Below are 25,771 nucleotides of genomic sequence, written 5' to 3' on the forward strand. Positions count from 1 at the left end.
CAAAGGGCAAATTTATTCTTTTATAATTCAAAAACGGCAGCTTAACACTTTTTAACATTTAAAATATCAAACGTTGAGGGGTTTGCAATATTATAAGCTATTTATCGGGGCTGTCAGGCTTGTAGTTTAACGTTAGCTGATTGATTTTTTTTAGCATATCCGTCAGATACAACTTATCAGCTTCGCTGATATGGGCATTCAAATAATTGTTAAACTGTTTTACAACAATGCGGGCCTGATGCCGTTTTTCTTTACCCAGTGCGGTTAAATATATTTTAACTGATCTTTTATCGCCCTGATTTGATTCACGGTAGATCAGCCCGGTTTCTTCCAGCTGATTAAGCATCCGCGACAGGCTGGTTGATTTTAAGCCAAGCAGGGCGGCTGCCTGCGATACCGTGGTGCCTTCTTCTTCATCAATATTGATCAACAAATAACCTATTGACTGGGTTATCCCAAAATCAGTAACCAGGGCGTTGTATTTGTTTGCTACGGTTTGCCAAACTATTTTCAAAAAATAGTCAATGGTTTCCTGATGTTTTATACTGCCCTGCATTGATATAAACTTAGCTGTTTTTATTACGCAATTGTAAGTAAATTTTATGACACTGATAGCTTGTTTCAAACGTGCCGGCGGTTATTAAACCTTGCCGTCTTTTAGATGTCTTTAGCATAAATTAAAAAAACTCACGTTATAGTATCATGAAAAACACAACTTACCTGTTACTTATTGCAGTTGCTTTTTTATTTACAACCGCGCGGTCAAATGCGCAGGACTATAAAGCAGCAGCCGGTTTAAAATTCGGCGGTTATGAAAACGGTATATCCGGCAAATATTTTTTAGATAAAAGCGTAGCGCTGGAAGGCCTGCTTGGTTTCAGGCAAAGCGGCGTGGTTTTTACCGGCCTGTATGAAATTCATCAGGAAGCATTTCATGTCCCTGAACTGAAATTTTATTATGGTTTTGGCGCGCACATCGGCTCTGTTGGTTCAGGCACCTACCGTACCTTTAACGGCGATGACCGGATTTACACCAAGCCGCAATTATTATTGGGCGCCGATGGTGCCATAGGTTTGGAATACCTGATACCCAACTCGCCCATAGCCGTGAGCCTTGATCTTAATCCTCGGGTCGAACTGGCTACCGGTCCGTTCTTTGACCTGGCGCCGGGCTTGGGTATAAAGTACATTTTTAAATAGCGGGTAATCGCAAATCAGCTTTGTCAATGTTAAAAATTGACAAAGCTGATTTTAATATTTTAAGCCGGCATACACGTTTCTTACCGCATTATCAACACCTTCTCGGCATACACCTTCGATCCCAGTACAACTTTCAGCACATAAGCTCCGGCTGCCAGGTTGCCTACATTTATCACCGTACTGAAATTTCCGGCCGATATGGTTTGTGTTTTAGTATACGCTAGGGCACCGTTACTCTGTATCAGCGACAGGGTGAGGTTATCCGCTGTCTTGGCGGTAAAAACCACGTTTAGCTGCTGACTTGCCGGCTCAGGAAAAGTAACCAGCCCGATGTCGGTATCAGTACCCGGATGTAAAGCCGTTAACGCATATTTAAACACATCTGACAGCAGCGCACAGCCGGAATTTATCGTAACCATAACCTGGTAATTGCCGCTTTGCAGCGCCATAAAAGTTTGCCCGGTAGCGCCGTCAATGGGCCGGCCATCCAGATACCATTGGTTGCCACCGGCAAAACTTGACGTTAAGGTTGTGCCTGATTGGGTGATAACCGGCCTGGATAAACTTACCGGCAGCCTGGCAGCTGACTTACAGCCTGCACTTTTAAGCTGGATATTATACAGATAATAGTAAAATCCTTTATAGTAAGTGGTATCCGTTCCCTGTACGGCATCATTGCCGGTGATACTAAATATATTACCCACTTTAAACGGGTAGCCGGTTACACCGGCATTATTACGGTATAGCGTAACGCTGGCATCATAAACAGGTGTAATGGTATAACTACCTGCGGCCGGCAGCAACAGGTTTAAATTATAAACCCGTCCAGGGTCGTTGGGGTCATCGGGCAATGCCCCGGCTTGCGGGTTTGACCTGGTTGCCTGGGCGTTGATACTGGTAGTAGCTACCACTTTGCCAAAGGCATCGGTTACATTAAAGGTAATTACCCCCGGGTTACCCACGTATAACCGGGCGCTTTGTATGATAACAGGAACCGCAGTATAAACTTTGATAGCCGGCGAGAACTGGTTATAACCGCCACCCGAAAATATATTTTTAGTGGCCGGGCCAACCGTAGCGGTAAAATCATTTAAACCGGCATAATAGGTATTGTTTACAGGCGCAACCGCTGTCAGCGCGTCAGATCCGTAGGCAATTGGCAAGGCATCATTGCTGTTTTTATACCAGAACAAGGTACCGTCGCCGCCGCCGGATAGTATGTGCTGATTGATATTATTACAGTAAACCGCGCTCAGATTAACCGGTGCGCCCGGCGTAAATATGGTCACATTTTGTACTACCTGGTTATTGCCGCTAAAAGGATCATTAGGCAAGGCTGCCGAGGCTGTAACCGTATAAGTTGCACCGGCAACAAAATTAAAAGTGGTGCTAAAAGTAAAGTTATCTTCCTGTAATGGTGCAAGTGTAGCCGTATAGGTTTCACTGATATTGGTTACGGTATTGTCTGCCGCTTTAATTGATACAGTAAGCGGGATGTTTGCAATCGGGCCCGCACCATAATTTTTAACCGTAACGGTGATAGACGTGGTTCCGCTGCAGGTACCGGTGGCCTGTGGGTTAACTATTGCTTTTATACCGGCATCGGTATTGGTTTTCAAAAACAGCGCCCGGTAATCCTGGGTTTCGCCTTTGGCATAAGTACCGCATGGCTGTATGGTAGTGGCGTCGCTGGTTTCGGTCAATACAACGCGCATCAGGCTAAAATTACCCGGTATTACCGTTGTTGGTATGGTGATATTGGTATTATAGGTACCTGTTCCGTTTATGATATTAGTTGTTGCAACTAATTCGCCCGCATCAAAAATACCGTTGTTGTCCCAGTCAATAAACACTTTTGCAACCTTATTAAAATTACTACCGCAGGTACCCAGGGCTAGGCTTAAAGGGTAAGTTTTACCCTGCTCCAACTGTGCGGTAAGGTTGGTATAATCGCTGTAAGAAGTACAACCCGCGGCGGGTGTGTTGTTGATATTTGCCACGCTGACGTTATTGATGCGCGAGTCGGCAGTTGACGAAGGGGCCGACGCGCAATACGTTGCGCCGCCCACACCAGTAACTATAAGCGAATAAGGTTGTGCGCCTGATTGTAATACCGCTTTATGCGAAACCGTAATTGTGTAGGTTTTACCCGGTATGCCGTTGGCGATATAAACCTGTTCAATGTTATCCCTTATATTATCCCCTCTTGTTGCGGGTGCCGATGGATTTAACACATCTAAAACCCAGGGCATATAATTAGTTGTACCGTCGCTTACGCGGATATCCAGATCATTAATCAGTTTGGGGGTACGGTTATTAATTACCCCGTCGGCGGTTGCGGTAGCTTGCGGATCAGTCCATGATATAGTAGCCGCCAGCGGCCCATTGCCCGACGCAACAACCGTAAAAGTTTGCACCTGGCCCTGCGCCAGTGTATTTTCTTTGATAAGGCTTTTGCCGTTATTATCTGTTATAACCTGTGTAGCCGCAGGCATACTTAGCAACCCCCAGCCATAAATATAATCAGGGCCCACATTCCCGGCGTCAATAGCGGTATGGCAGGCCAGCCCCTTTAATGTTGCGGCGCGCATAAACGCCCCGTTATTTTTTTGGGCATAATACTCCTGTAATAACAGCAACGAACCGGTAACGTTCGGGGCCGAAAAGGAAGTACCGTCCTCGGCAGTATAGGATTGGGGACCACTGCTGCTGGTAGATAAAATATTAACGCCATCGGCTACAAGATCAGGCTTAATGCGCCCGTCATCAGTTGGGCCTATGCTGCTAAAATAGGCTACTTTGGCATCGGCGCCACTTGCGGGGCCGTTGGGTAATGGGTTTATGGCGCCCACTGTTAAGATATTTTTAGCGGTGCCGGTTGTAGCTATAACATCATAGCTTGTATTGCTGCTTATGGTGGCCGGGCGCGGGCCTTTGTTTACAATGGTTGGGTTGGTGCGGCTGGCATATCCCCAATAAGTCGCACCCACGTCTGGGCCCGGATATCCATGATTGTTGCCTGACGACTCTACGATTAAATAGTAAGGCGCATTATAAGCTATTTTATCCCAGGCCGCCGTACGCGAATCATAAAAACCGAAACTATAATCAACCGAATCACCCGGCAAGCCATACCACTCCCACCTTGACTGGGCGTCGTTGTAATCCCAGCCGGCAATATCACCGTAAGAGTGGTTTGATAATAGTAAGCCGGCTGCGTTGCGGCTCATTTCGGCCACGTCATTATTATAATCAAATGATAACAGGGTGCCCATGTTAAAAGCCATGCCCTTTGCCGGCGCATAAACGCCTTTTGCCAGTAAGGTTCCGGCCACGTGGGTAGCATGATCCAATATAGTCGCAGTGTCTTTAAGAGATATTACCTTGCCCGCAAATTCCTGATGGGCAGAATATACCCATCCACCATCCCACATGGCCAGTTTGTTATTTAAAAAGGTGCTTGACCCGGTCAGGTTTAACCCGGTTGAACCACCGGGATATAGCTGGTTGGTACCGGTGGTAGCCGCCGCAGCCGCGTTGTCATGCGTCGTTAAATATTTCGGAAACCCCAGTTTGGTTATATTTAGTAAGGATACCAGCCCGCCCCTGCGGGTACGCCTGTTGACTAACCAGCTATGGCTGTTTGCCAGTGAAAGCGCCTGTTGATGGCTTCTGGTATACGAACTGTCTGCCGCGACAGCGATATTATTTAGCTCCTTTTTCTTTGCATCGGTAACCAGTATTTGCTGGCTGAATCCCCGGCTTGCAAACATCACTAACACAAACAATAACGCACCACGGTAAATTTTATTCATATACGTATTTTGATATCGCCTGGTGGTTATAACAAGCGGGTAACAAGTTACAGCATTTTTAATCATCAATGAAATTTTACGTTTCAAACATTATTGCCATCCATAAACACCATTTTGATAAAACTAAAGAGCAGGATTTATACGAGGCTCATAATCAATCGTTAAACCATAAATAACAACCGGCAACGTAGAATTTGCACCCTTTTCCGGGGAATAAATTCTATACTTTTTGTTGATTTTTTTACCCGCTTAAAACACGAATGAGCCCGATCAATTTTAATACCGTCTAATTAGGACATTTCACGGGTATTGGAATAAAAAAAAGGGGCGTAGCATAATTTTTGCCTCTAATGGTCAAATCACAATTGCGAATTGAAAAAACGGCTGCTAAAATATTTCACCACATTTTTATCTGCCATTGGTTTGCTCAATTACAGCAATGCCTTTGGACAGGTTACCGTTAACGTGATCAGCAATAGCAGCATTACTCCAAATCTTGTCAGGAATGATGGTAATTCTTACGCAGTATTTGGTTTTGATATACAGGTCGGCGCAACAGCTCCAAGTCCGGCCATCCAGGGGATACGAATAACCGTAACCGCATTAACCGGCGGAGGCACTTTAAACAGCAGCGAACCTTTTTCATCTTTTATTTTATATAAATCTAATACAGGCAGTTCAACCTATACCCCGGCAACTGTTACCTCTGTAAACGTTTCTGGTTCAAATACCAATAACGGGATACAATTTCAAATCGCATCCGGCCTTCCATTGTCGGCCAATACCCATAACTATTATTTTTTGGTGGTTAAACCATCTACCAATCTTAATCAAACCAGCTTTTCAACGGGCGTTTTCGATATAAATAACGGGCTGTTCTCTGACCAAAACTTTACAACCGGTACCAATATAGCCCACGCCACGTATGCAACCAGCACCGCTAATTTTGCGGTAGGAAGGATACTTTACTGGACCGCAAATAACGCTACATCAGCAACTACTGCCGTATGGAGTAATACTGGTAACTGGACCGAAAGTGCAGCCAACCCAGTTAACCCCGCTACTGCTGTACCTAATGCGGGCGATATCGTTATCATTGGTAAAACGGTAGCCTATAAATATCAGCCGCTTATTAATGCTGCAGCCTCGGCCGGCAGTATAACTATCGGCACCACGCAAAATACAAGTGGCACCCTGAGTTACCCTACGCTTACAGTCAATTCAACCCTTACGGTAACCGGCGCTATTACGCAAACCGGCAACTGGTCAGTAAGTAATACTGCCGGAACATTTACAACAACGATAACAGGCACCGGGACGATAACGGCAACAACATTAAATGTCGGCGATGGTGTCGCCACCGTGATACCGGCCGGGGCAAATCAGCCGAATACCGGGTTAACCTTCAGCATGACCGGCACCGGCGCGTTGACGCTATCAGGCGATTTGAATATCGTGTCATCCACAAATACAAATGGCGGCTTTGGCCCGGGCAATTTACTGGTGAGCAGCGGCACCATAACCTGCGCACGGGTAGTAACCAGCAACAGTACGGGTATAAGAAGCTCATTAAGCATGAGCGGCGGAACTTTGAATTTAACAGGCAGCACGCCTTTCAGTTTAGCAGGGGGCACTAATTACTTTGCGTTTGGCAGCGGCAGCACCGTCAATTATTCGGGCACAAATCAAACCCTGTTTATTGATTTGCCCCAGCCCGGCGGTACCACTACTGCCCATTATTATAACCTTAATTTTGGCGGCTCCGGTACCAAATCGCCTAATACTGCCGGAACATTGGCTATAGATGGTAATTTAACCACAGCAGCAAACAGCACCCCGGTTGTTGATTTTACGGTTAACAATTCAACTATTACGGTGGCCGGCTCGGTTACCAATGTTTCGGGCGCTACGATCAAACAGGGAACTAATCCATTAACAATTACCGGCGCATTAAATAATGCGGGTACTTTTACAGGCGGCCCAGGCCAGGCAGCTTTAAATGTCGGCGGCGCTTTCACCAATTCGGGCAGTTTTACGCCGGGCACCGGTACGGTAACCTTTAACGGCGATTATACCAACTCTTCGGTATTTAATTATAGCGCCGGCACTATTGTATTTAACAATTCTGCTGCAAACGCATCAAAATCCGTAACAGATAATTCTACTGCCGGCACGTTGTTTAATAATGTAACTTTTACAGGATCAGACACTACCAATGCGCCGATAAATTTATTAACTGCCCATTCCGGCAAATTTTCAGTTTCAAGCACCGGCTTATTAAAGTTAAGCAATGCTACTACAAAGGTAGCCGCAGGAAACGGGCTGTTAACTTTAAAATCAGATGTTAACGGATCTGCAACCGTTGATGTTATCCAGCAGGGGTCGCGTATATCGGGTAATGTTAAAGTTGAACGTTTTATCACCGGCGGCAGTTTAACCTATCGCGGCTACCGTTTACTTTCTTCGCCGGTGGCCACCACAACCGGGGCTTACAGCTTAAGTTATTTAAAAGGCAGCGGCAGTTATTTAACAGGCGCCGGCGGGCCGGCAAATGGCTTTGACGCTATGGGTAACCCAACCATATACGCTTACCGCGAGGATATACCTAACACAGCTTTATCCGGCTCAAATTACAGGGCTGTAACAAAAATCAATAACACACCCGCATCAAGTATCAATACGGTTGACGGCGACTCGCCTTATCCGTTATATCTCGGTACAGGCATTTTATTCTTTTATCGCGGTAATAACAGCACATCAGCAAGTACGCCCCCAAATAGTTTGGCGCTTACACAAACCGGTTACCTGAACCAGGGAACTATAACATTTAAAAATTGGTATACCGGCGCCGGTACCTTGTCATTTAGCAGCACTGATCAGTCCATTAAAGGTTTTAACCTGGCCGGTAACCCCTACGCCAGTTCGATAGACTGGAATACGCATTGGAACAATACTACCGCCACCAATAGCGGCACCGGCATACAAGCGTACAATCTGGGGCATTCAGTTTATATCTATAACGCTGTAACTAAAAACTACTCGATATGGACCAGCACCGGGCCAAACAGCGGTACGGCCGCCGGGTCTCCGGGCGCGTCAAACATTATTCCGGCCGGCCAGGGTTTCTTTGTCCTGGCAAATGGTGCAGGTGCAAAGCTTATTTTCAATGAAAGCGCCAAAGTAACCGCAAAACCCGCCAACTTACTGCTAAATGCTGCTGAGGCACCGGTTGACAGGCATTTGCGTGTGCAACTGGCTAAGGATTCTGTCAATAAAGACGAAACCGTTGTAATGTTTAACAGCACCGCAAGTGCTGAATATTCAGAAGATAAAGACGCTCTCTATTTAAGAGGCAGCGGTTTGGTCAACCTGTCAAGCACTTCAAGTAACCACCGGTTATTGGGTTTTTACCAGTTACCGCTTCCGAAAAAATCACAGGCGATCTCCTTAAATATTGCTGTTGCGGGTGCCGGCGCTTACCAGTTAAGCCTTACCGAGGCAACCAATATGCCCGACGTGATTGATGTATGGTTAAAAGATGCTTATAAAAAAGACTCGCTTGATATCAAACATAACCCTAAGTACAACTTTACCGTGTCGGCTGACACTAATACGGCAGGCTCACGCAGGTTTAGCCTGGTAATAAAGTTAAACCAGGCCAGGATGGTTCACCTGTTAAATTTCACGGCCAGTAAAAACGCAGATGATGTTAAATTAACCTGGAGAGCAGAGAACGAGGCTAACTACACAACATATATCCTTCAACGCAGCACCGATAACGGCAAATCATTCCTGGTGCTGGATAGCCTGACCTCTGTAAATTCAGGCACCTATAATGATCTTGACCCTTCCCCGGTAAAGGGACTTAACCAATATCGTTTAAAACAAATAGATCTTGTCGGCAATGTTTCTTATTCAAATATTGTAAATATAATGTATGCCCAACCCGCGGCCAATAACATAGCCGGCGACCGGATTAAGGTTTACCCTAACCCTGCATCAACCACCATAAACTTAGCGATAAAAACGGCGACAGAAACAGCGCCCAACTATAAAATAACAATTATCAATAGCTCCGGAGTTATAGTTAAAACAGCTATCTCATCAAGTACTGAATGGCACGGTGATGTAAATGAATTATCGCCCGGCATTTATTTCATCAAGGTTATGGATTCAAAAGAAGATTCTATAACCGGTAAAAACACTTTTATTAAACTGTAATGTCAATATCCCAGAAATGAAAAAAAGAATAATTTTAATTTGCCTGTTTTTGCTTGCCCCGGTTATTAAACTGTTTGCGCAACTACCACCCGTGCCATGCGACCCGGATGAATGCCCCATCGACTCGTGGGTGATCCTATTTGCATTGGCGGTATTAACCATTACTATATTGCACTTATATAATAAGCAAAAAATATCTAACAAATCTTCTTTTGATTAGGCGTTTTCGGTTAGGTTAATATCAATACAACTGAAATATGCTTTTGCTGCGGGTAACGATTGTTAACCCGCGGTACCAAAAGAATAAATTAATAATTGGTTTTTTATTGAAATAAAATAATAATATTCATTAAATCATTAATTATCGCATATAATATCATTATAATAAATCATATATAATTTATTTAATGACAATAATTTTATCAATAGCCAGTAAATCCACAGCTAAAAAATATTATCAGTGAAAAAAATATCGTATTATTATAGGCTAAAATAATAACACTTACAGTCTCTTTAAAATTGTAAACCTATCATTCATCAAAATTATATGCATTTCCCCCTTCGTTTTTTAGCAAGCCTGTTTTTGTTTAGCCTTTTTTATATAAACTGTTTAGCTACAGCCGCTATAACAACCGCAACCGGGGGCCTGAATATTTCTGCTGATAAGTCGGCAGGCAGCGGCTCGGCGGCCTTTACATCCCTCGGCAATATTGTTATCTCAAGCGTGGCCGCTGCCGACTTTACAACAGGCAACAACTTAACCTTTGTATTAACTACTCCTGCTAACTGGCAGTTCCAGTCGGGCACCGGTACGGCGACCGCCGCGGGCAACATCACTATAATATCCACCGTAGTAACGGGCACCACCGTTACCGTTACCTATAATGCCGGGGCAAACAGTACGGCAAATACCTTAACAATCAGTGGCCTGCAAGTGCAGGCCACCGCCCAAACCCTGTTAGCAGCTGCAAATATCACCCGGACATCTGGCACGGGTGTAATAGCCGGTTTTGCCGCCGGGGCAAACGTTGGCCAGCTATCGCAAGTTGCGGGTACATTTACCAGGCTCCAGTTATTATTACCCGGCGAAACCACCGCACCCGGAACAGCCACGGGTAAAACAGGAACACCGATGGCCCAGGTAGCAGGAACAGCCTTTAACGTAACCGTTAACGCCGTTGACGCCAACTGGAACAAGGTAGCCAGCATTACTGATGTGACAAATATTACATCAACAGATGTTAATGGCGTAATGCCCGCCAACGCCGCCCTGGTGGCCGGTACAAAAACCAACTTTGCTGTTAACTTAAAAACTGCGGGTACATATACAATTACGGCAACTGACATTACGGCGCCGGCCATTACAGCCAGTATCAGCCCGTCTGTGACGGTAAATACCGGGGCTTTTACCAAGCTGCAGATATTATTGCCCGGCGAAACCGCAGCCCCCGGCACCGCCACCGGCAAAACAGGTACGCCCACCGCACCTGTAGCCGGTGCAGCATTTAACATCCAGGTAAACGCGGTTGATGCAGTGTGGAACGTTGTCACTTCGGTAACGGATGTAACCGCTATCACATCTAACGACGCGAATGCGGTATTGCCCGCGAATACGGCATTAACAGCCGGAACACAGACGCTTAGTTTTACTTACAAAACAGCAACTACCACCAGGACCATTACTGCCAGCGATGTAACCACGTCGGCAAAAACAGCCAATACGAGCCCAACGGTTGCTGTAGCGGCTGCGGCATTTGCCAAACTGCAATTATTAATGCCCGGCGAAGTAGCTGCGGCAGGATCGGCTTCCGGAAAAACGGGCACACCAAATGCTGCGGCGGCGGGTACGGCGTTCACCGTTACCATAAATGCAGTTGATGCTTACTGGAACAAGGTAACTACCATTACGGACCTTGTTGCTATTACATCAAACGATGCAGCCGGCACAACGCCGGCTAACGCTGCATTGGTGGCCGGTACCAAAACTTTTAGTGTCACCTTGAAAACACCGACGACCGCAGCCGTGATAACAGCCACCGATGTTACCGACGGCACAAAAACAGCAAATTCAAGCCCCACTACTGTTAACATAGGCGCATTTGTAAAATTGCAATTATTGCTACCCGGCGAGACAGCCGCACCGGGGACCACAACGGGTAAAACCGGTACGCCAACGGCCCAAACGGCGGGTAGTAGCTTTACCGTTACGGTAAACGCGGTGGATGCCGTGTGGAACCTGGTAACTTCAAGCACGGATGTGGTAACATTCGTCTCGACCGATGCAAATGCTGCCCTGCCCGCTAATGCCCCATTGGCAGGCGGTACAAGCACCTTCGTTTGTACATTTAAAACGGCCGGGGCAAAAACGCTTACCGCCAAGGATTTTACCAGCACCACTAAAACGCAAAGCGCAAGCCCAACTGTTACTGTAACGCCTGACTTATTTGTAAAATTACAGCTACTGCTTCCCGGCGAAACCGCCGCACCCGGAACCGCCGCCGGTAAAACCGGCACGCCAACGGCGCAAAGCGCCGGCACAGCATTTAATACCATCGTAAATGCGGTTGATGCCAACTGGAACAAAGTAACCACGGTTACCGATGTTATTACGTTTACAACAACTGATGCTAATGCAACAGTACCTGCAAATGCAGCATTGGTGGCCGGTACAAAAACCAATTTCGCCGTGAACCTAAAAACACCCGGAACGGCGACAATTACCGCAGCTGATTTTACCGACGGTTCAAAAACTGTCAGTACCAGTCCGGCTGTAACTGTAAACATTGGCGGATTTGTAAAATTACAGCTATTACTTCCCGGCGAGACCGCGGCACCGGGCACCACTACCGGTAAAACCGGCACACCAACGGCGCCGGTTGCGGGCGTACCGTTCAATATTGTGGTTAACGCGGTGGATGCCGCCTGGAACGTCGTTACATCGGTTACAGACATAGCAGGGATCTCGTCAAATGACCTTAACGCGGTTTTACCGGTTAATACCCCATTGGTATCGGGCACCAAAACACTTAGCTTCACTTTTAAAACAGCTACCACCACCCGCACCGTTACTGCCACCGACATTACAAACGGAGCCAAAACAACCAGTACAAGTCCATCGGTTACGGTAGTTGCGGGGGCTTATTCACAACTACAGGTATTATTGCCGGGAGAAACTGCCGCCCCGGGGACAATTGACGGAAAATCAGGGACAGCTAATCCTCCTGCCAGGGGTACGGCCTTTAATATTATTGTTAATGCTGTCGATGCCAATTTTAACAAGGTGACTACGGTGACCAATACCGTGGCGATCACTTCATCTGATGGTGGCGCTACCTTACCTGCAGCTGCTGCGCTGGTAGCCGGAACAAAAACCCTCAGCGTTAAAATTATAAGCAACGCCACTTCGCCACTACCTACGCTTACCGCTACCGATGCTGCTATAAGTGTAACGGTTAATGTGCCGGGCAATTTAACACCAACAGCTACAACGGATTATTTCAGGAGCAAGACATCAGGCAACTGGAATGATGCATCCATTTGGGAAAGTTCAGTCAACGGCACAACCGGATGGCAGGATGCTACATTAACCCCTACATCGGCGGCAAATACTATTTCTATACTTAATACACATGTGGTTACGGTTACGGCCAGCGTTACCGCAGATCAAATAGTGGTACAAACCGGCGGGCAGCTTGTTGTTAACAGCGGGCTGACGCTGACCATCGCCAGCGGAGGGGCCACCATTAACGGCACGATAACCAACGCAGGTACTATAACGCCTACGGGTACGCTTACCTTTCAAAGCGGCGGAAAATATCAGCATAATTTTACTACAGCACCCGGTACCATTCCTGCAGCTACCTGGGATAACCAGTCGACCTGCGAAATCATCGGGTACACCAGTAATATCACAGCAATTGGCGGGATCAGTCAAACCTTTGGCAATTTTACCTGGAACTGCCCTAATCAAAACGTTGCAGGATCTGGTATATCGTTGGGCGGCACGGTAAGTGTAAATGATCTAACCATAACATCAACCGGCGCCAGCACCGGTACGCTCCAGTTGGGCACCGCAGGCGGAACGGTGACGGTGCGCGGCAATTTTTATCAAACCGGGGGTACTTTGGTATTAAATAATACTGCTACAGGCACCGAAAATCTTAATATCAAGGGCGATTTTAATATATCCGGGGGTACAATAAAAACTACCGGCGGCAATTTAATTTCATTTGCGGGAACATCCACACAAAATTACCTGAAGACCGGCGGCGCGTTTACCGGCGCGGTAAATTTTGCGGTAAACAGTAATGCCACCGTTAATTTCGGCGCCTCGGTTATAGACGGTACCACCGGAACATTTACCCTAAATACCGGGGGCACCATGCTCACAGATAATGACAACGGTGTTACCGCGTCGGGCGCAACGGGCACAATCCAATGCACCGGCACCCGTACGTTCAGCACAAACGGCAACTATGTTTTTAGCGGCACCAACGCCCAGATCATTGGCAATGGACTGCCTGCTACAGTGAACAATTTAACCGTTAATAACAGCCAGGGTGTAAGCATGCCCGCGGGATCGGCCAGCTACACTATAACCGGAACGCTTTCTTTAACCAACGGAAACCTGGATATGGGATCAAATACGCTGGTTGCCGGGACAGGATTTACCAATACCGGCACCGGCATACTAAGGACGCAAAATACTTCAACGGTCCCGCTTCCGGCAGGCAAAACCTGGAACGTGGGCGTTGAGTACTATGGTTCATCACCACAAACCGTTGTCTCCGGTACTTATACCGATCTGTTATTTTCCTCATCAGGCATTAAAACGGTTGCCGGCGGTACTATTACCGTAAACGGCAACTGGTCGTCATCAAACGGCAAAGTAGACCTGTTAACCAATAACGCCACGGTACAGTTTACCGGCAGCTCACAATCTTTAAATGATGATGGTACTGATAATGGCAATGGCATATTGTTTAAAAACGTGACCTTTGGCAACAGCGGTACCAAAACCCTCGCTACAGGCAGCTATTCCATAGCACCGTCAGGCCTTTTAACCATGGCCGGGACGGCGGTATTAGCTGTTAATGGAAATTTAACTATCCTGTCTACCGCTACCGGAACGGGAAATATCGGCCCGTTAACAAGTGGTGCGATAACAGGCAATGTAAATGTGCAATCTTTTATCACCGGAGGGAATGATCTTACCTATCGCGGCTACAGGTTGATCTCGTCGCCGGTTTCATTGCCCTCTGCCCCTAACACTTATTGTGATTTTTCCTTCTTACGGGGCAGCGGCACTTATATCACCGGTTCAGGCGGTGCAACAAACGGTTTTGATGTTGCGGGAAGCCCTACATTATATTTATATAGGGAGGATGCGTTACCTAATGCTAACTACCGGGCGGTCACCAAAATTAACAATTCGCCTACCTATAAAACAGGCACTGTTGATGGCGATTTTAACATGCCGGTAGGCAACGGGCTTTTATTCTTCTTCAGGGGCAATAACGGCACCAATTCAGGCACCCCGCCAAGCGATGTTGTATTAAGTACTTCCGGCAGGGTAAACCAAGGACAAATAATTGTAAAAAACTGGTTCAATTATGGGTCAAGCAACTTGGCTTATTCAACGCCAAACGGCAGTAATCTTGAGGGCTTCAACCTGGTGGGCAACCCCTACCCCTGTTCAATAGACTGGAATACTGCATTTTCCGGAACGATGAGCAACGGTATTTACGCCCCAAATACAGATCAAACTATTTATATTTATAATGCTACCAGCAAAAACTACGCTACCTATTTAAATACCGGCGCCAATACGGGCACGGGTACAAATGGGGGCACTAATATCATTCCCAGCGGGCAGGGCTTTTTTGTACACGCCACAACAACCGGCGCGCAGCTTGTATTCAATGAATCAGCCAAGGTGAATGCCCATCCAACATCACTTCTGCTAAATGCAGCTACGCCAACTGTTACCCGGCAAATGCGCCTCCAGTTATCAAAAGACTCGATCAACAAGGATGAAAATGTATTTGTTTTTAACGATGCGGCCCTTTCAGGCTACCGGAAAAACGAGGACGCCTTATATTTAAAGGGCAGCGGAGCCGTCAGTTTATCAAATTTATCAACTGATAACCGAGCGCTGGCTATCAACCAACTGCCTTTTTCAAAGCAGACACAGGTTATCCCTTTAAACGTTACTGTTAATGCGGCGGGTATTTATAAACTAAGCCTTACCGAATTGAGCAATATCCCCCAGATATATGATGTATGGCTGAAAGACGCTTATAAAAATGATTCGCTGGATATTAAAGCCAACAAAACTTATAGCTTTAACGTTACCGGCGATGCAGCAACTGCCGGAGCTAATCGATTTAAACTGGTTATCAGGCCGCGTACAACGCTGGTGGTCCATTTGCTGGATTTTACGACCAGCAAAGCTACAGGCAATGTTAAAATTTCATGGACGTCAGAAAATGAAGCGGACTATACCCATTATTTTCTTGAACGCAGTGTTGACGGCGGGAAAACCTTCAGCGTATTAGACAGCCTTACATCAGCCGGCTGGGGCACTTATAACGATTTGGACCCGAGCCCGGTTTCGGGCCAAAACCTGTACCGTTTAAAACAAATTGACGTTTTTGGTAATGCAACCTACTCAACCGTGGTAACTGTAATGTACGCACCCGCGGTTAATAATACTTTGGTCAACAGCAATATCAGCGTTTATCCAAACCCGGTAAGTTCTGTTTTAAATCTGGCCATAACTCCGGTTGATAAAACAATTACAGCTACCTATAAAATAACAGTAACCAACACCAGTGGTATTGTGGTAAAATCCACTACATCATCACAAGCGGCGTGGCAGGGTGATGTGAGCGGTTTATTGCCGGGAACCTATTTTGTGCAGGTGATTAACACTACAAACAATAGTGTAACAGGTAAAAGCAGCTTTATCAAACTTTAGTTAACAAAAAAGCCTTTAAGCTAAACTTAAAGGCTTTTTTGTTATATCACGCTACAGTTTATATCGACCTGCTTGATGCCGGTGTAATATAACCGCGCCTGCCTCTTGGTCCGCGGCCTTCGCCACGGCCGCCAGCCGGTGCTGCAGATGAAGGCGCAAGACTTAGCTGATCAAGTACGCCTGCTACAACTTCAGGTATATCGTCTATATTTTTTTGCGGATTGCGGTGTACTTCGCCAACGCCAAAGCCGCGCCAAACAATTTGCCTGGTGCGCCTGTCAATCAAATCAATAATTAAAGTGCCCTCTTTATAGCTTTCCTGGCTTACCCCAACGCCACCGTATATAAACGGCGCACCGTAGGCATAGTAATATGGGCGATACCAACCGCCCCAGCCACCCCAGCCGCCGTAACCAAAGCCAAAGCCAAAACCGGGATAAAAACCGCCGCCATAATATTCGGGATAGTAATAAGTACGGGTGCCTTTACCTACCGCAGTTGAATAGCTGACGATCAGATCAGGATCGCGCTGGTTTAGGGTCAAGCCCTTACTTTGCAAAGCTGCAGTTGCAGCGTCTTTTATTTTAGCATCAGCAGCCATATTGCTGGTTGCGTTGTTGTTGCTGCGGCCCGGCGGCATCCACGCAAAAGTGCGGTACCTGCTTAAATTGGTCCGGTTTAAACCTGCAACATAATAATCATAGCTGGTACAGGCTGATAAGCCTGATATAAATAAAACTACCAACACGGCATAAATTGATCTTTTCATGGCTGCTATTCCTTTTTTTAATTATCTATTAGACCACTGGTTTTTAAAAGGTTTAATACTAATTAAGTTTTTTGAAATTATATTTTTATCAAATCTTACGCTAAGAAACGAAAAAACCAATCAAAAAATTGCACATTTGCTGACCCGATGGTACCGCTAGCTTACGGGAGGATATTTTTGCATATAAGCAGCATGAGCCAGTATTTTATAATAGATTTCGATAGTACATTTACACAAGTTGAGGCGTTAGACGAGCTTGCCCGCATATCTTTAAAAAATCATCCCGACAGGGAAAAAATATACCAGCAAATAGAGGACTTGACCAATGCTTCCATGGAAGGCAAATTGTCTTTTAGCCAAAGCCTTGAGGCCCGTGTTAAATTACTGCAAGCTAACCGGGAGCATTTAAAGCTGCTGATAACACACCTGAAGAAAAAGGTTTCAACTTCATTTTCACGTAATACCATCTTTTTTAAAAACCACCAGGAGGAAGTATTGATCGTATCCGGCGGATTTAAGGAATTTATTATACCGGTAGTTACCGAATACCATATCAAAAAGGAAAATATTTACGCTAATACTTTTGAGTTTGACGAGGCTGGTAATATTACAGGCTATGACCGTGAAAACCCGTTATCCCAGGAAGGTGGTAAGGTAAAACTACTAAAAGAACTTAAACTGGAAGGCGATATTTATGGCATTGGCGATGGTTATTCTGATTTCCAGTTGAAGGAATCGGGTATGATAAAAAAATTCTTTGCCTTTACAGAAAATATCGAACGCAAATCCGTGGCAGAAAAAGCCGACCATATTACACCCAGTTTTGACGAGTTTTTGTATATCAACAAACTGCCGCGCGCCATATCATATCCTAAAAACCGTATTAAATGCCTGGTAATAGGTAATGTTGAGGAAGATGCGTTAACGCAGATGCAAAAGGAAGGCTACAATATACGCCAGCGCGAAAGTATTGAAGATAAATACCTTGATGAAGCCGGCGTATTACTTTGCGATGAAGATAACCAGCCAACGCCGGAGCAGGTTCAAAATGCGGGCAGACTAAAAGTTATTGGCTGCTTTGGAAAAGCAAATCGAAAACTGGCAGAGGCAGCTTGCGAGAACGGCATTATTGTTTTTGATGACCCCAAACATAATCCGCGCAGCGACGACTTTTTACCAAAGCGGGTAATAGCTTTTATGAACGAGGGTAAAACGCATACCAGCTGTAATTTCCCTGATCTGCAACCGCCGCGTATTAACAATGCGCACCGCCTTATCCATATTCATAAAAATGTCCCGGGGATATTAGCCAAAATAAATGACGTATTTGCGCGTCACAACATCAACATAGTTGCCGAGTTTTTGGTGACCAACGAGCAAATAGGCTATGTAATTACGGATGTAAATACAGGTTATGATACTGAAGTATTAAACCAGTTAAAGGCTATAGAGCATACCATTAAATTCAGGTTGCTTTACTAGCCTGTCCGGAAAAATCCCGGGTGTTATTTGAATATTTCTCCCGGGGCTTACTCGCTATCCGACTCGTGAAAAGGCACTACCAGCACCGGCACTTCTGAGTGACGAACCACATGCTCTGCAATACTGCCCATTAAAAGCCGGTCGATACCCGTACGGCTATGGGTACCTATTACAATCAGGTCTGCACCAAACTCTTTGCTGCAGTTAATTATTCCATCAGCAGTATCCCCAAACTCTTCGTACTGCGTAATATCCAGGTCATCGCCAAACTTTTTTATGGCATCATTTATCATGGATTTTCCAGCCTTGTCCTGGATATTAATAAGATCAATATTTGTAACCCCGATATCAGAACTACCCAGCATCGGGTCGCCGCTGTTGATGTATGGCGTCACAACTGGCTCAACAATGTGCACCAGCCCTACTTTAGCTTTAAATTTATGGGCAATGTCAAACCCGTATTCTGCGGCGTGTTCGGCAAATTTGCTATTGTCTATTCCGATGAGGATTTTCTTGATCAGCATAATTAAAAGGTTGTGGTATTGATATAAATATAAAACAATCTAACGTTAATATGTTTTCGCTATTACCCCGGCGCGCCGGATTACTATCAAAATCCGTTATTATTCAGCCAGCTTTTGCACCAGTCAAACCATTTTTCTTTACTGGTTTTGTTATTGATACCAAAGCCGTGACCGCCTGCCTGGTAGATATGCAGCTCGCCTTTAACTTTAGCTTTTATCATAGCGTTATAAAACAACAGGGCATTTTCAACCGGTACGGTGCCGTCATCCTCGGCCATTACAATAAATGTTGGCGGAGTATCGGGGGTCACCTGTTTTTCGTTGCTGTACAGGTCAACCAAAGCAGCCGGGGGGTTTTTACCTATCAAATTATCTTTTGAACCCTGGTGGGTTACATCGCCAAAAGTTATAACCGGGTACATTAAAATAGCAAAATCAGGGCGTACACTAATATTATCCTTATTGGGTATCACCACGTTTTTAAAATGAGTTTCGGCAGTCGAAGCCAAGTGCCCGCCGGCCGAAAAACCAATAATGCCGATTTTTGCAGGATTGATGCCCCAGGCGGCAGCCTTACTGCGTACCATTTGTATAGCCGCCTGCGCATCCTGTAACGGCCCGATAGTTTTATCAATCATGATCTCGTCGCTTGGCAGGCGATATTTTAACACAAAAGCGGTTACACCAATCTGGTTAAAGGCTTTGGCTATGCTTGTACCTTCGTTATCCATTGACAGGCCGCCGTATCCGCCACCGGGGCAAATAACAATAGCGGTGCCGGTAGCAATGCTTTTATCAGCCGGGAAAGGTATTAATGTTGGTATGCTCACGGTGCGCGCCCAGCCATTGGCATCGTTCTCTACATAAGTAGCCGGGGTTGGCTTTGAGTTTGGTATGCCATCAGGATATAATGGAATTTGTTTAACTTCCTGTGCTTGCGTTGATAATGCGGCAAATGTAAAAAAGGTAAAGATCAGTCTTCTCATGGCTTATATTTTGAAAATCTATTTGTGTCGAATTAAAATCCGTTAGTTTTTAGCCAGCTGGCACACCAGTTAAACCAAAGCTCGGGGCTGGTGGGATTAATCAGCCCAAAACCATGCCCGCCAGCCTGAAACAGGTGCATCTCTGTCTTTACTTTATTTTTAAGCAGCGCTTCGTACATCATAATGGAGTTTTGTACGGGTACCCCCCCATCGTCGGTTGCCTGCATGATAAAGGTTGGCGGCGTAGCTGCTGTCACCTGTTTTTCGTTACTGTACAGATCTATTTGTTCTTGTGTTGGTGTTTGGCCTAATAAATTATCTCTCGAACCTCTATGCCCCTTATCGCCAAAGGTTATCACCGGGTAAGCCAGCACCGCAAAGTCGGGGCGCAGGCTGATGCCCTTATTATCAATAACAGGTTTATCAAAATGAGTTTCGGCAGTGGCTGCAAGATGGCCACCGGCAGAGAAGCCAAGGATGCCGATTTTTGACGGATCAATGCCCCAGGCCACAGCATTTTTACGAACGATCATGATAGCGGTCTGCGCATCCTGCAATGGGCCGATAGTTTTATCAACCATTATTTCATCGCTTGGCAACCTATATTTTAATACAAAAGCGGTAATGCCGATTTTGTTAAATTCTTTGGCGACAGCATAGCCCTCGTGTCTGGCGGCTAAAATAGCATAGCCCCCACCCGGGCAAATAATTACGGCCGTGCCGTTTGCTTTACCTTTTTCAGGATAAAATGGTATTATAGTAGGGATGCTGACTTTGGAGATATGTGTATCTGCACTGGTTGCCTCAACATAAGTGGCCGGTGTTGGTTTTGAATTGATAACGCCATCAGGATATAACGGAATAGCAGGTGCAGTGCCCTGAGCATAAGACATAGTTACCATAGCCATTAACAGCAAAGTTAGGTAAAGGAGTTTCATAATAAAAGGTTTATACAAGTATAAACCTTTCTCTCATTCTTTTCATTGTCATTTTGAAACGAAGTGAGAAATCTTTAACGATATAAAAGTAAACGCCATGCATTAGTTATATACATGGCGTTTAAGATTTCTCCTCGTTCGAAATGACAGGATGATTAAATATTTTACCCCTTAGGCCCGCCAAACTCCATCAGGTAAGCTTTTAAAAATTCATTCAATTCGCCATCCAGCACTGCTGCCGCGTTTGACGTTTCATGATCTGTACGCAGGTCCTTCACTAATTTATAGGGGTGCAATACATAGTTTCGGATCTGCGACCCCCACTCTATTTTCTTTTTATTACCTTCAATTTTGTTGCTGGCTTCCTGGCGCTTGCGCATTTCGATCTCATATAGCTGAGATTTCAGTAAGCGGATGGCGTTATCCTTATTTTGCAATTGAGAGCGCGATTCCTGGTTCTTGATAACGATACCTGAAGGTTTGTGATATAAACGCACCGCGGTTTCAACCTTGTTTACGTTTTGACCGCCCGCACCGCCAGACCGAAAAGTTTCAAACTCAATATCCGCCGGGTTAATATCTATCTCGATAGTATCATCAACCAACGGGTAAACATATACCGATGCAAACGACGTATGGCGCTTGGCGTTTGAATCAAACGGCGAGATACGTACCAAACGGTGAACGCCGTTTTCGCCTTTTAAATATCCGTAGGCAAAATCGCCTTCCAGCTGCAGGGTTACGGTTTTAACACCCGCAGATTCACCTTCCTGGAAATCCTGCTCGGTTACTTTGTAGCCGTTTTTTTCGCCCCACATAATGTACATCCGCATCAGCATGCCGGCCCAGTCGCAGCTTTCGGTGCCACCCGCACCCGCTGTTATTTGCAGCACGGCGTTAAACTGGTCCTCTTCGGCCGAGAGCATGTTTTTAAATTCAAGCTCCTCAACGGCTTTGATAGCGATGTTATATTGTTCCTGCATTTCGGCTTCGGTAGCATCGCCGCTTTTAAAAAAATCAAACATAACGCCGGTATCATCAATAATTGATGCTACTTTCTGGTATTCGTCTGTCCAAACTTTTTTTGTTTTGATGGATGCTAAAACCTTTTCGGCTTCCTTGGGGTGGTCCCAAAAATGAGGGCCTACAGTTATATCCTGTTCTATTTTTAATGCATCAAGCTTCTTGTCGATGTCAAAGATGCCTCCTCAGGGAAATTAATCTATCCCTTAAATCCTGGATCTGTTCTTTAGTCATAGCGCAAATATAGAAAAAACAGGGCAAAAAAAAGCCTGCTTACACGGTAAGCAGGCTTTCATGATATATAGTGTACCTTAAGCTAGAGCCGATTGGCCAGCCAGATTATTCGGGTTGTAATTACCGCCCAGCATGCTCAATAACTTACTTAATGCAAAATCTGTATTCTGCTCGCTTTTTGATTGCTGGATCATTTCCTGCATCACCGGCGGGATCAGTTTTTTTGCTACCTGCAAAGCCTGTACCGGTTCAATATCGTAGAAGTTATTTAGTTTATTGGCAAATTTATTAACGGTAGTATCAATAAGCGGGTTATTGTAGATCCCCGGGAACTGAAAATACTTAATCATGTCCTTTAGCTTACCGTTTTCTACCTGACCCTTTAGTACTTCAATGATTGAGCTTGACGCGTCATTGATCACCGCCTCATGATATTTAGCCGGAATTACCGGATTTTCAACAACTGCCATCCCGGCGTTATTTTTTACAAGCATAAAAAGTTTTTCAAACATGATACAGCCCCCTTTAAGTTCGATTAATAAAATGGTGATGAATAACTGATTTAACCGTCAGTAATTCAAATATATTAAATAATAATTTTAAATATGATACTAAATTTGCCTTATTGTTAAGAATATTACATTCTGATGAAATAAAAACAAACCATTTATAATTGTGTTGAAATAACACGCGTGTCACATAGTTTAAAATTTAATAGGTGCGTTGATATTAAATTCTATTTTTGCTTATAAAACTTAACCAATTATGCTGCCAAATATTGATTTTACCACCACCCAATCTTATAAATACCTGGCCGATCATTACATCGACGTAGTGTCACAAAGTCTCAAAGGATTGTTTGATGCTGATAGTGAACGCTTTGCTAAATTTTCTGTCCAGTTTGAAGAAATTTTGCTGGATTACTCAAAAAACCGCATTACCGACCAAACTATAGCTTTATTGCTACAACTGGCTAAAGAATGTAGGTTAAATGATGCAATTAACGCTATGTTTAGCGGCGAAGTAATTAACGTTACCGAAGGCCGCCCCGTATTGCATGTTGCCTTACGTAACCGTAGTAATACACCTATTTATGTTGATGGTAAAGATGTAATGCCCGATGTGAACAGCGTATTGCAACACATGAAAGAGTTTAGTGAAGCTATTATCTCCGGATCGTGGAAGGGCTATACCGGCAAAGCTATTACCGATGTGGTGAATATTGGCATTGGCGGCTCAGACCTGGGCCCAGTAATGGTTACCGAAGCGTTAAAATCATACAAAAACCATTTAAACCTGCATTTTGTATCAAATGTAGACGGTACACACATTGTTGAAACGCTGAAAGGATTAAACCCCGAGACCACTTTATTTCTGATCGCCTCAAAAACTTTTACTACCCAGGAAACCATGGCCAACGCCCATAGCGCACGCGACTGGTTTATTGAAAGCGGTGGCAAGGATGACGATGTAGCCAAACATTTTGCGGCGCTGTCAACCAATGCAGATGGTGTTGGCAAATTTGGTATCGATACCAAAAACATGTTTGAGTTTTGGGATTGGGTAGGCGGACGTTACTCTTTATGGAGCGCTATTGGTTTATCAATTGCTTTAAGCGTAGGATTTGAAAACTTCACCGAACTTTTGGCAGGCGCCCATGCCATGGATAATCACTTTAAAACTGCCGCGCCCGAACAAAACATACCAACCATATTGGCCCTGGTAGGTATTTGGTATAATAATTTCTTTGATGCCGAAACCAACGCCATCTTACCATACGACCAGTATATGCACCGTTTTGCTGCTTATTTTCAGCAAGGCGATATGGAGAGCAACGGCAAGCATGTCGACCGTAACGGCAAACCGGTTGAATACCAAACCGGCCCTATTATTTGGGGTGAACCGGGCACCAACGGCCAGCACGCTTTTTACCAGTTGATCCACCAGGGAACTAAATTGATCCCGTGCGATTTTATCGCTCCGGCACAGTCGCATAACCCGCTGGGTGAGCATCATACCATGTTGTTATCAAACTTCTTTGCACAAACCGAAGCGTTGATGAATGGTAAAAGCTATGATGAAGTGGTTGCCGAGTTGAAAACAGCCGGTAAATCAGCAGCCGAAATTGAAGAACTGGCGCCGTTTAAAGAGTTTGAAGGCAACCGCCCTACCAACTCTATCCTGGTTAAAAAAATTACACCACGCAGCCTGGGTTCGCTAATAGCTATGTACGAGCATAAAATATTTGTACAAGGTATCATCTGGAACATTTACAGCTTTGACCAATGGGGTGTCGAGCTGGGCAAACAACTGGCCGGAAAAATATTACCCGAACTACGAACCAATGATGAAATATCATCGCATGACTCATCAACAAATGGGTTGATCAATCAATATAAAGCCTGGAGATAGATTCTCGCCCCTCCAGGGAAACAATGTTTACAAAAAAGCCGCTTTGAAAATCCAAAGCGGCTTTTTATTTATGCTATTCGACTCTCCTTTGAGAGATTAGCGCTATTTCTTTACAAACTCAACCTGGTAAACCCAGGGCCATTTTTTACCGGTTACAAAAAGGCGTTTGCCTTTTGCGTCCCAGGCTATGCCGTTTAGTACATTGTTTGAGCCATCAAAATCTGCCGGGCGCTGTGCCTCCGGCCAAAGGTTTGCCATATTTACACGTTGCATCACGGCCCCTGTTTTAGGATTGATAACCAATATCATATCTGTTGTATAAACATTTGAATATAGTTTACCATCAATATACTCCAGCTCATTTACCTCGGATACAGGGCCCTTTTCATCATATACATCAATAAAACCTATTTGCCTGTAAGTGTTTTTGTCCAGGAACCAGATCCGGTTAGTGCTGTCATCAAGGTATATTTTATTACCATCAAAGGTTACCCCCCAGCCTTCTACACCAACGTTGTTAACAAACTGGCTCAATGGTTTCATTGTGTTTTTATCGAATACAAAACCGACCTTATTTTTGTAGGTAAACATTACGATTTTATTGCCGATAATAGCGCTTCCTTCACCAAAATATTTTTTTTCCAGCTTTTGGCGCTGCACTACCTTACCCGTAAGCAGATCTACTTTCCTGATATCAGAATGCCCCTCATTACCTGTACTCTCATACAGGTAACCGTCCTGATACAACAGCCCTTCCGTATATGCAGAGGTATCATGCGGGAATTTATTAATTACTTTATAGGTTAATTCCTCGGGAGCCTTTGACGGAACCAAAACAATATTGGTTGATATCTCCTGGCTTTTGCCACCCTGGTAAACCTTGGCGGTTATTGTTTTGGGGCCCAGCGAAAGGCTATCCGTTTTAACAAAAAAACCGGATGAATCTTTACCCGAACCAATTCTTACCGAATCAATCAAATAAGCTATAGAGTCGGGCTTTATATTTCCGTAAGCTACTTTAACAGCTACTTTGTCACCGGTTTTATATAGTGTCCCGGCTTCAGGTGTTATACTTATGCCCTTATCCTGCTGGTTGCCGCTATGGCAACCAAACACCGTCGAAGCAACAATTGCTGTCAGTACAGGTAGTTTTAATTTCTTGTTAATCATTGTTACGCTTTGACTATT

At 45.0% G+C, this 25,771-nt stretch carries 15 protein-coding genes; 6 read left to right on the forward strand and 9 right to left on the reverse strand.

The features are described from left to right. Positions 1-97 precede the first annotated feature (97 nt). Positions 98-544, reverse strand: a complete 447-nt coding sequence (locus tag LJ658_RS09060; protein WP_230546526.1) for a MarR family transcriptional regulator — start codon at positions 542-544, stop codon at positions 98-100. Positions 545-702: 158 nt separating this feature from the next. On the opposite strand from LJ658_RS09060, the gene LJ658_RS09065 reads away from it, so the two are divergent. After that, complete coding sequence (locus LJ658_RS09065; protein WP_230546173.1) at positions 703-1,200, forward strand: hypothetical protein; 498 nt, start codon at positions 703-705, stop codon at positions 1,198-1,200. 80 nt (positions 1,201-1,280) lie between these two features. Here the strand turns inward: LJ658_RS09065 and LJ658_RS09070 are convergent, their stop codons facing one another. Further along, positions 1,281-5,015 (reverse strand): S8 family serine peptidase, encoded by a 3,735-nt coding sequence (locus LJ658_RS09070; RefSeq protein WP_230546174.1) that lies wholly within the window; start codon positions 5,013-5,015, stop codon positions 1,281-1,283. Between the two features lie 372 nt (positions 5,016-5,387). Here LJ658_RS09070 and LJ658_RS09075 point away from each other — a divergent pair, with 372 nt between their 5' ends. The 3 genes from LJ658_RS09075 to LJ658_RS09085 all read left to right on the forward strand — a co-directional run bounded on the left by LJ658_RS09075 (position 5,388) and on the right by LJ658_RS09085 (position 16,215). Then, a complete protein-coding gene (locus LJ658_RS09075) occupies positions 5,388-9,236 on the forward strand; it encodes a T9SS type A sorting domain-containing protein (RefSeq protein WP_230546175.1) in 3,849 nt (1,282 codons plus the stop codon). Positions 9,237-9,252: 16 nt separating this feature from the next. Then, entirely contained in the window at positions 9,253-9,456 is a 204-nt protein-coding gene (locus LJ658_RS09080; protein ID WP_230546176.1) for a hypothetical protein, read from the forward strand. Positions 9,457-9,783: 327 nt separating this feature from the next. Beyond that, a complete protein-coding gene (locus tag LJ658_RS09085; RefSeq protein ID WP_230546177.1) occupies positions 9,784-16,215 on the forward strand; it encodes a T9SS type A sorting domain-containing protein in 6,432 nt (2,143 codons plus the stop codon). A 58-nt stretch (positions 16,216-16,273) separates the two neighbouring features. Here LJ658_RS09085 and LJ658_RS09090 read toward each other — a convergent pair whose 3' ends face one another. Continuing rightward, positions 16,274-16,984: a DUF4136 domain-containing protein gene (locus tag LJ658_RS09090; RefSeq protein WP_230546178.1), complete on the reverse strand. Its 711-nt coding sequence runs from the start codon at positions 16,982-16,984 to the stop codon at positions 16,274-16,276. A gap of 192 nt (positions 16,985-17,176) precedes the next feature. Here LJ658_RS09090 and LJ658_RS09095 point away from each other — a divergent pair, with 192 nt between their 5' ends. Then, entirely contained in the window at positions 17,177-18,466 is a 1,290-nt protein-coding gene (locus tag LJ658_RS09095) for an HAD-IB family phosphatase (RefSeq protein WP_230546179.1), read from the forward strand. 47 nt (positions 18,467-18,513) lie between these two features. Here LJ658_RS09095 and LJ658_RS09100 read toward each other — a convergent pair whose 3' ends face one another. The 5 genes from LJ658_RS09100 to LJ658_RS09120 form a co-directional block, all read right to left on the reverse strand. Further along, complete coding sequence (locus LJ658_RS09100) at positions 18,514-18,990, reverse strand: universal stress protein (protein WP_230546180.1); 477 nt, start codon at positions 18,988-18,990, stop codon at positions 18,514-18,516. A gap of 86 nt (positions 18,991-19,076) precedes the next feature. Beyond that, complete coding sequence (locus tag LJ658_RS09105) at positions 19,077-19,976, reverse strand: alpha/beta hydrolase (RefSeq protein WP_230546181.1); 900 nt, start codon at positions 19,974-19,976, stop codon at positions 19,077-19,079. 32 nt (positions 19,977-20,008) lie between these two features. Beyond that, positions 20,009-20,914, reverse strand: a complete 906-nt coding sequence (locus LJ658_RS09110) for an alpha/beta hydrolase (RefSeq protein WP_230546182.1) — start codon at positions 20,912-20,914, stop codon at positions 20,009-20,011. 164 nt (positions 20,915-21,078) lie between these two features. Next, positions 21,079-22,171 (reverse strand): peptide chain release factor 2 gene (gene prfB, locus LJ658_RS09115; RefSeq protein WP_230546183.1). Its coding sequence is split into 2 segments (ribosomal slippage): positions 21,079-22,110 and positions 22,112-22,171, totalling 1,092 coding nucleotides; the frame shifts between segments, so codons are not numbered across the junction. A 77-nt stretch (positions 22,172-22,248) separates the two neighbouring features. Next, positions 22,249-22,683 carry a hypothetical protein gene (locus LJ658_RS09120; protein ID WP_230546184.1) on the reverse strand — a complete coding sequence of 145 codons (435 nt, stop codon included), beginning with the start codon at positions 22,681-22,683 and terminating at the stop codon, positions 22,249-22,251. 253 nt (positions 22,684-22,936) lie between these two features. Here LJ658_RS09120 and pgi point away from each other — a divergent pair, with 253 nt between their 5' ends. Beyond that, positions 22,937-24,583, forward strand: a complete 1,647-nt coding sequence (pgi, locus tag LJ658_RS09125) for a glucose-6-phosphate isomerase (protein WP_230546185.1) — start codon at positions 22,937-22,939, stop codon at positions 24,581-24,583. A 102-nt stretch (positions 24,584-24,685) separates the two neighbouring features. Here the strand turns inward: pgi and LJ658_RS09130 are convergent, their stop codons facing one another. Next, positions 24,686-25,753, reverse strand: a complete 1,068-nt coding sequence (locus tag LJ658_RS09130; protein WP_230546186.1) for a glutaminyl-peptide cyclotransferase — start codon at positions 25,751-25,753, stop codon at positions 24,686-24,688. Positions 25,754-25,771: the final 18 nt, after the last annotated feature.

The sequence above is a fragment of the Mucilaginibacter sp. UR6-11 genome (genome assembly GCF_020880695.1).
In the GTDB taxonomy this organism is placed as follows: Bacteria; Bacteroidota; Bacteroidia; order Sphingobacteriales; family Sphingobacteriaceae; genus Mucilaginibacter.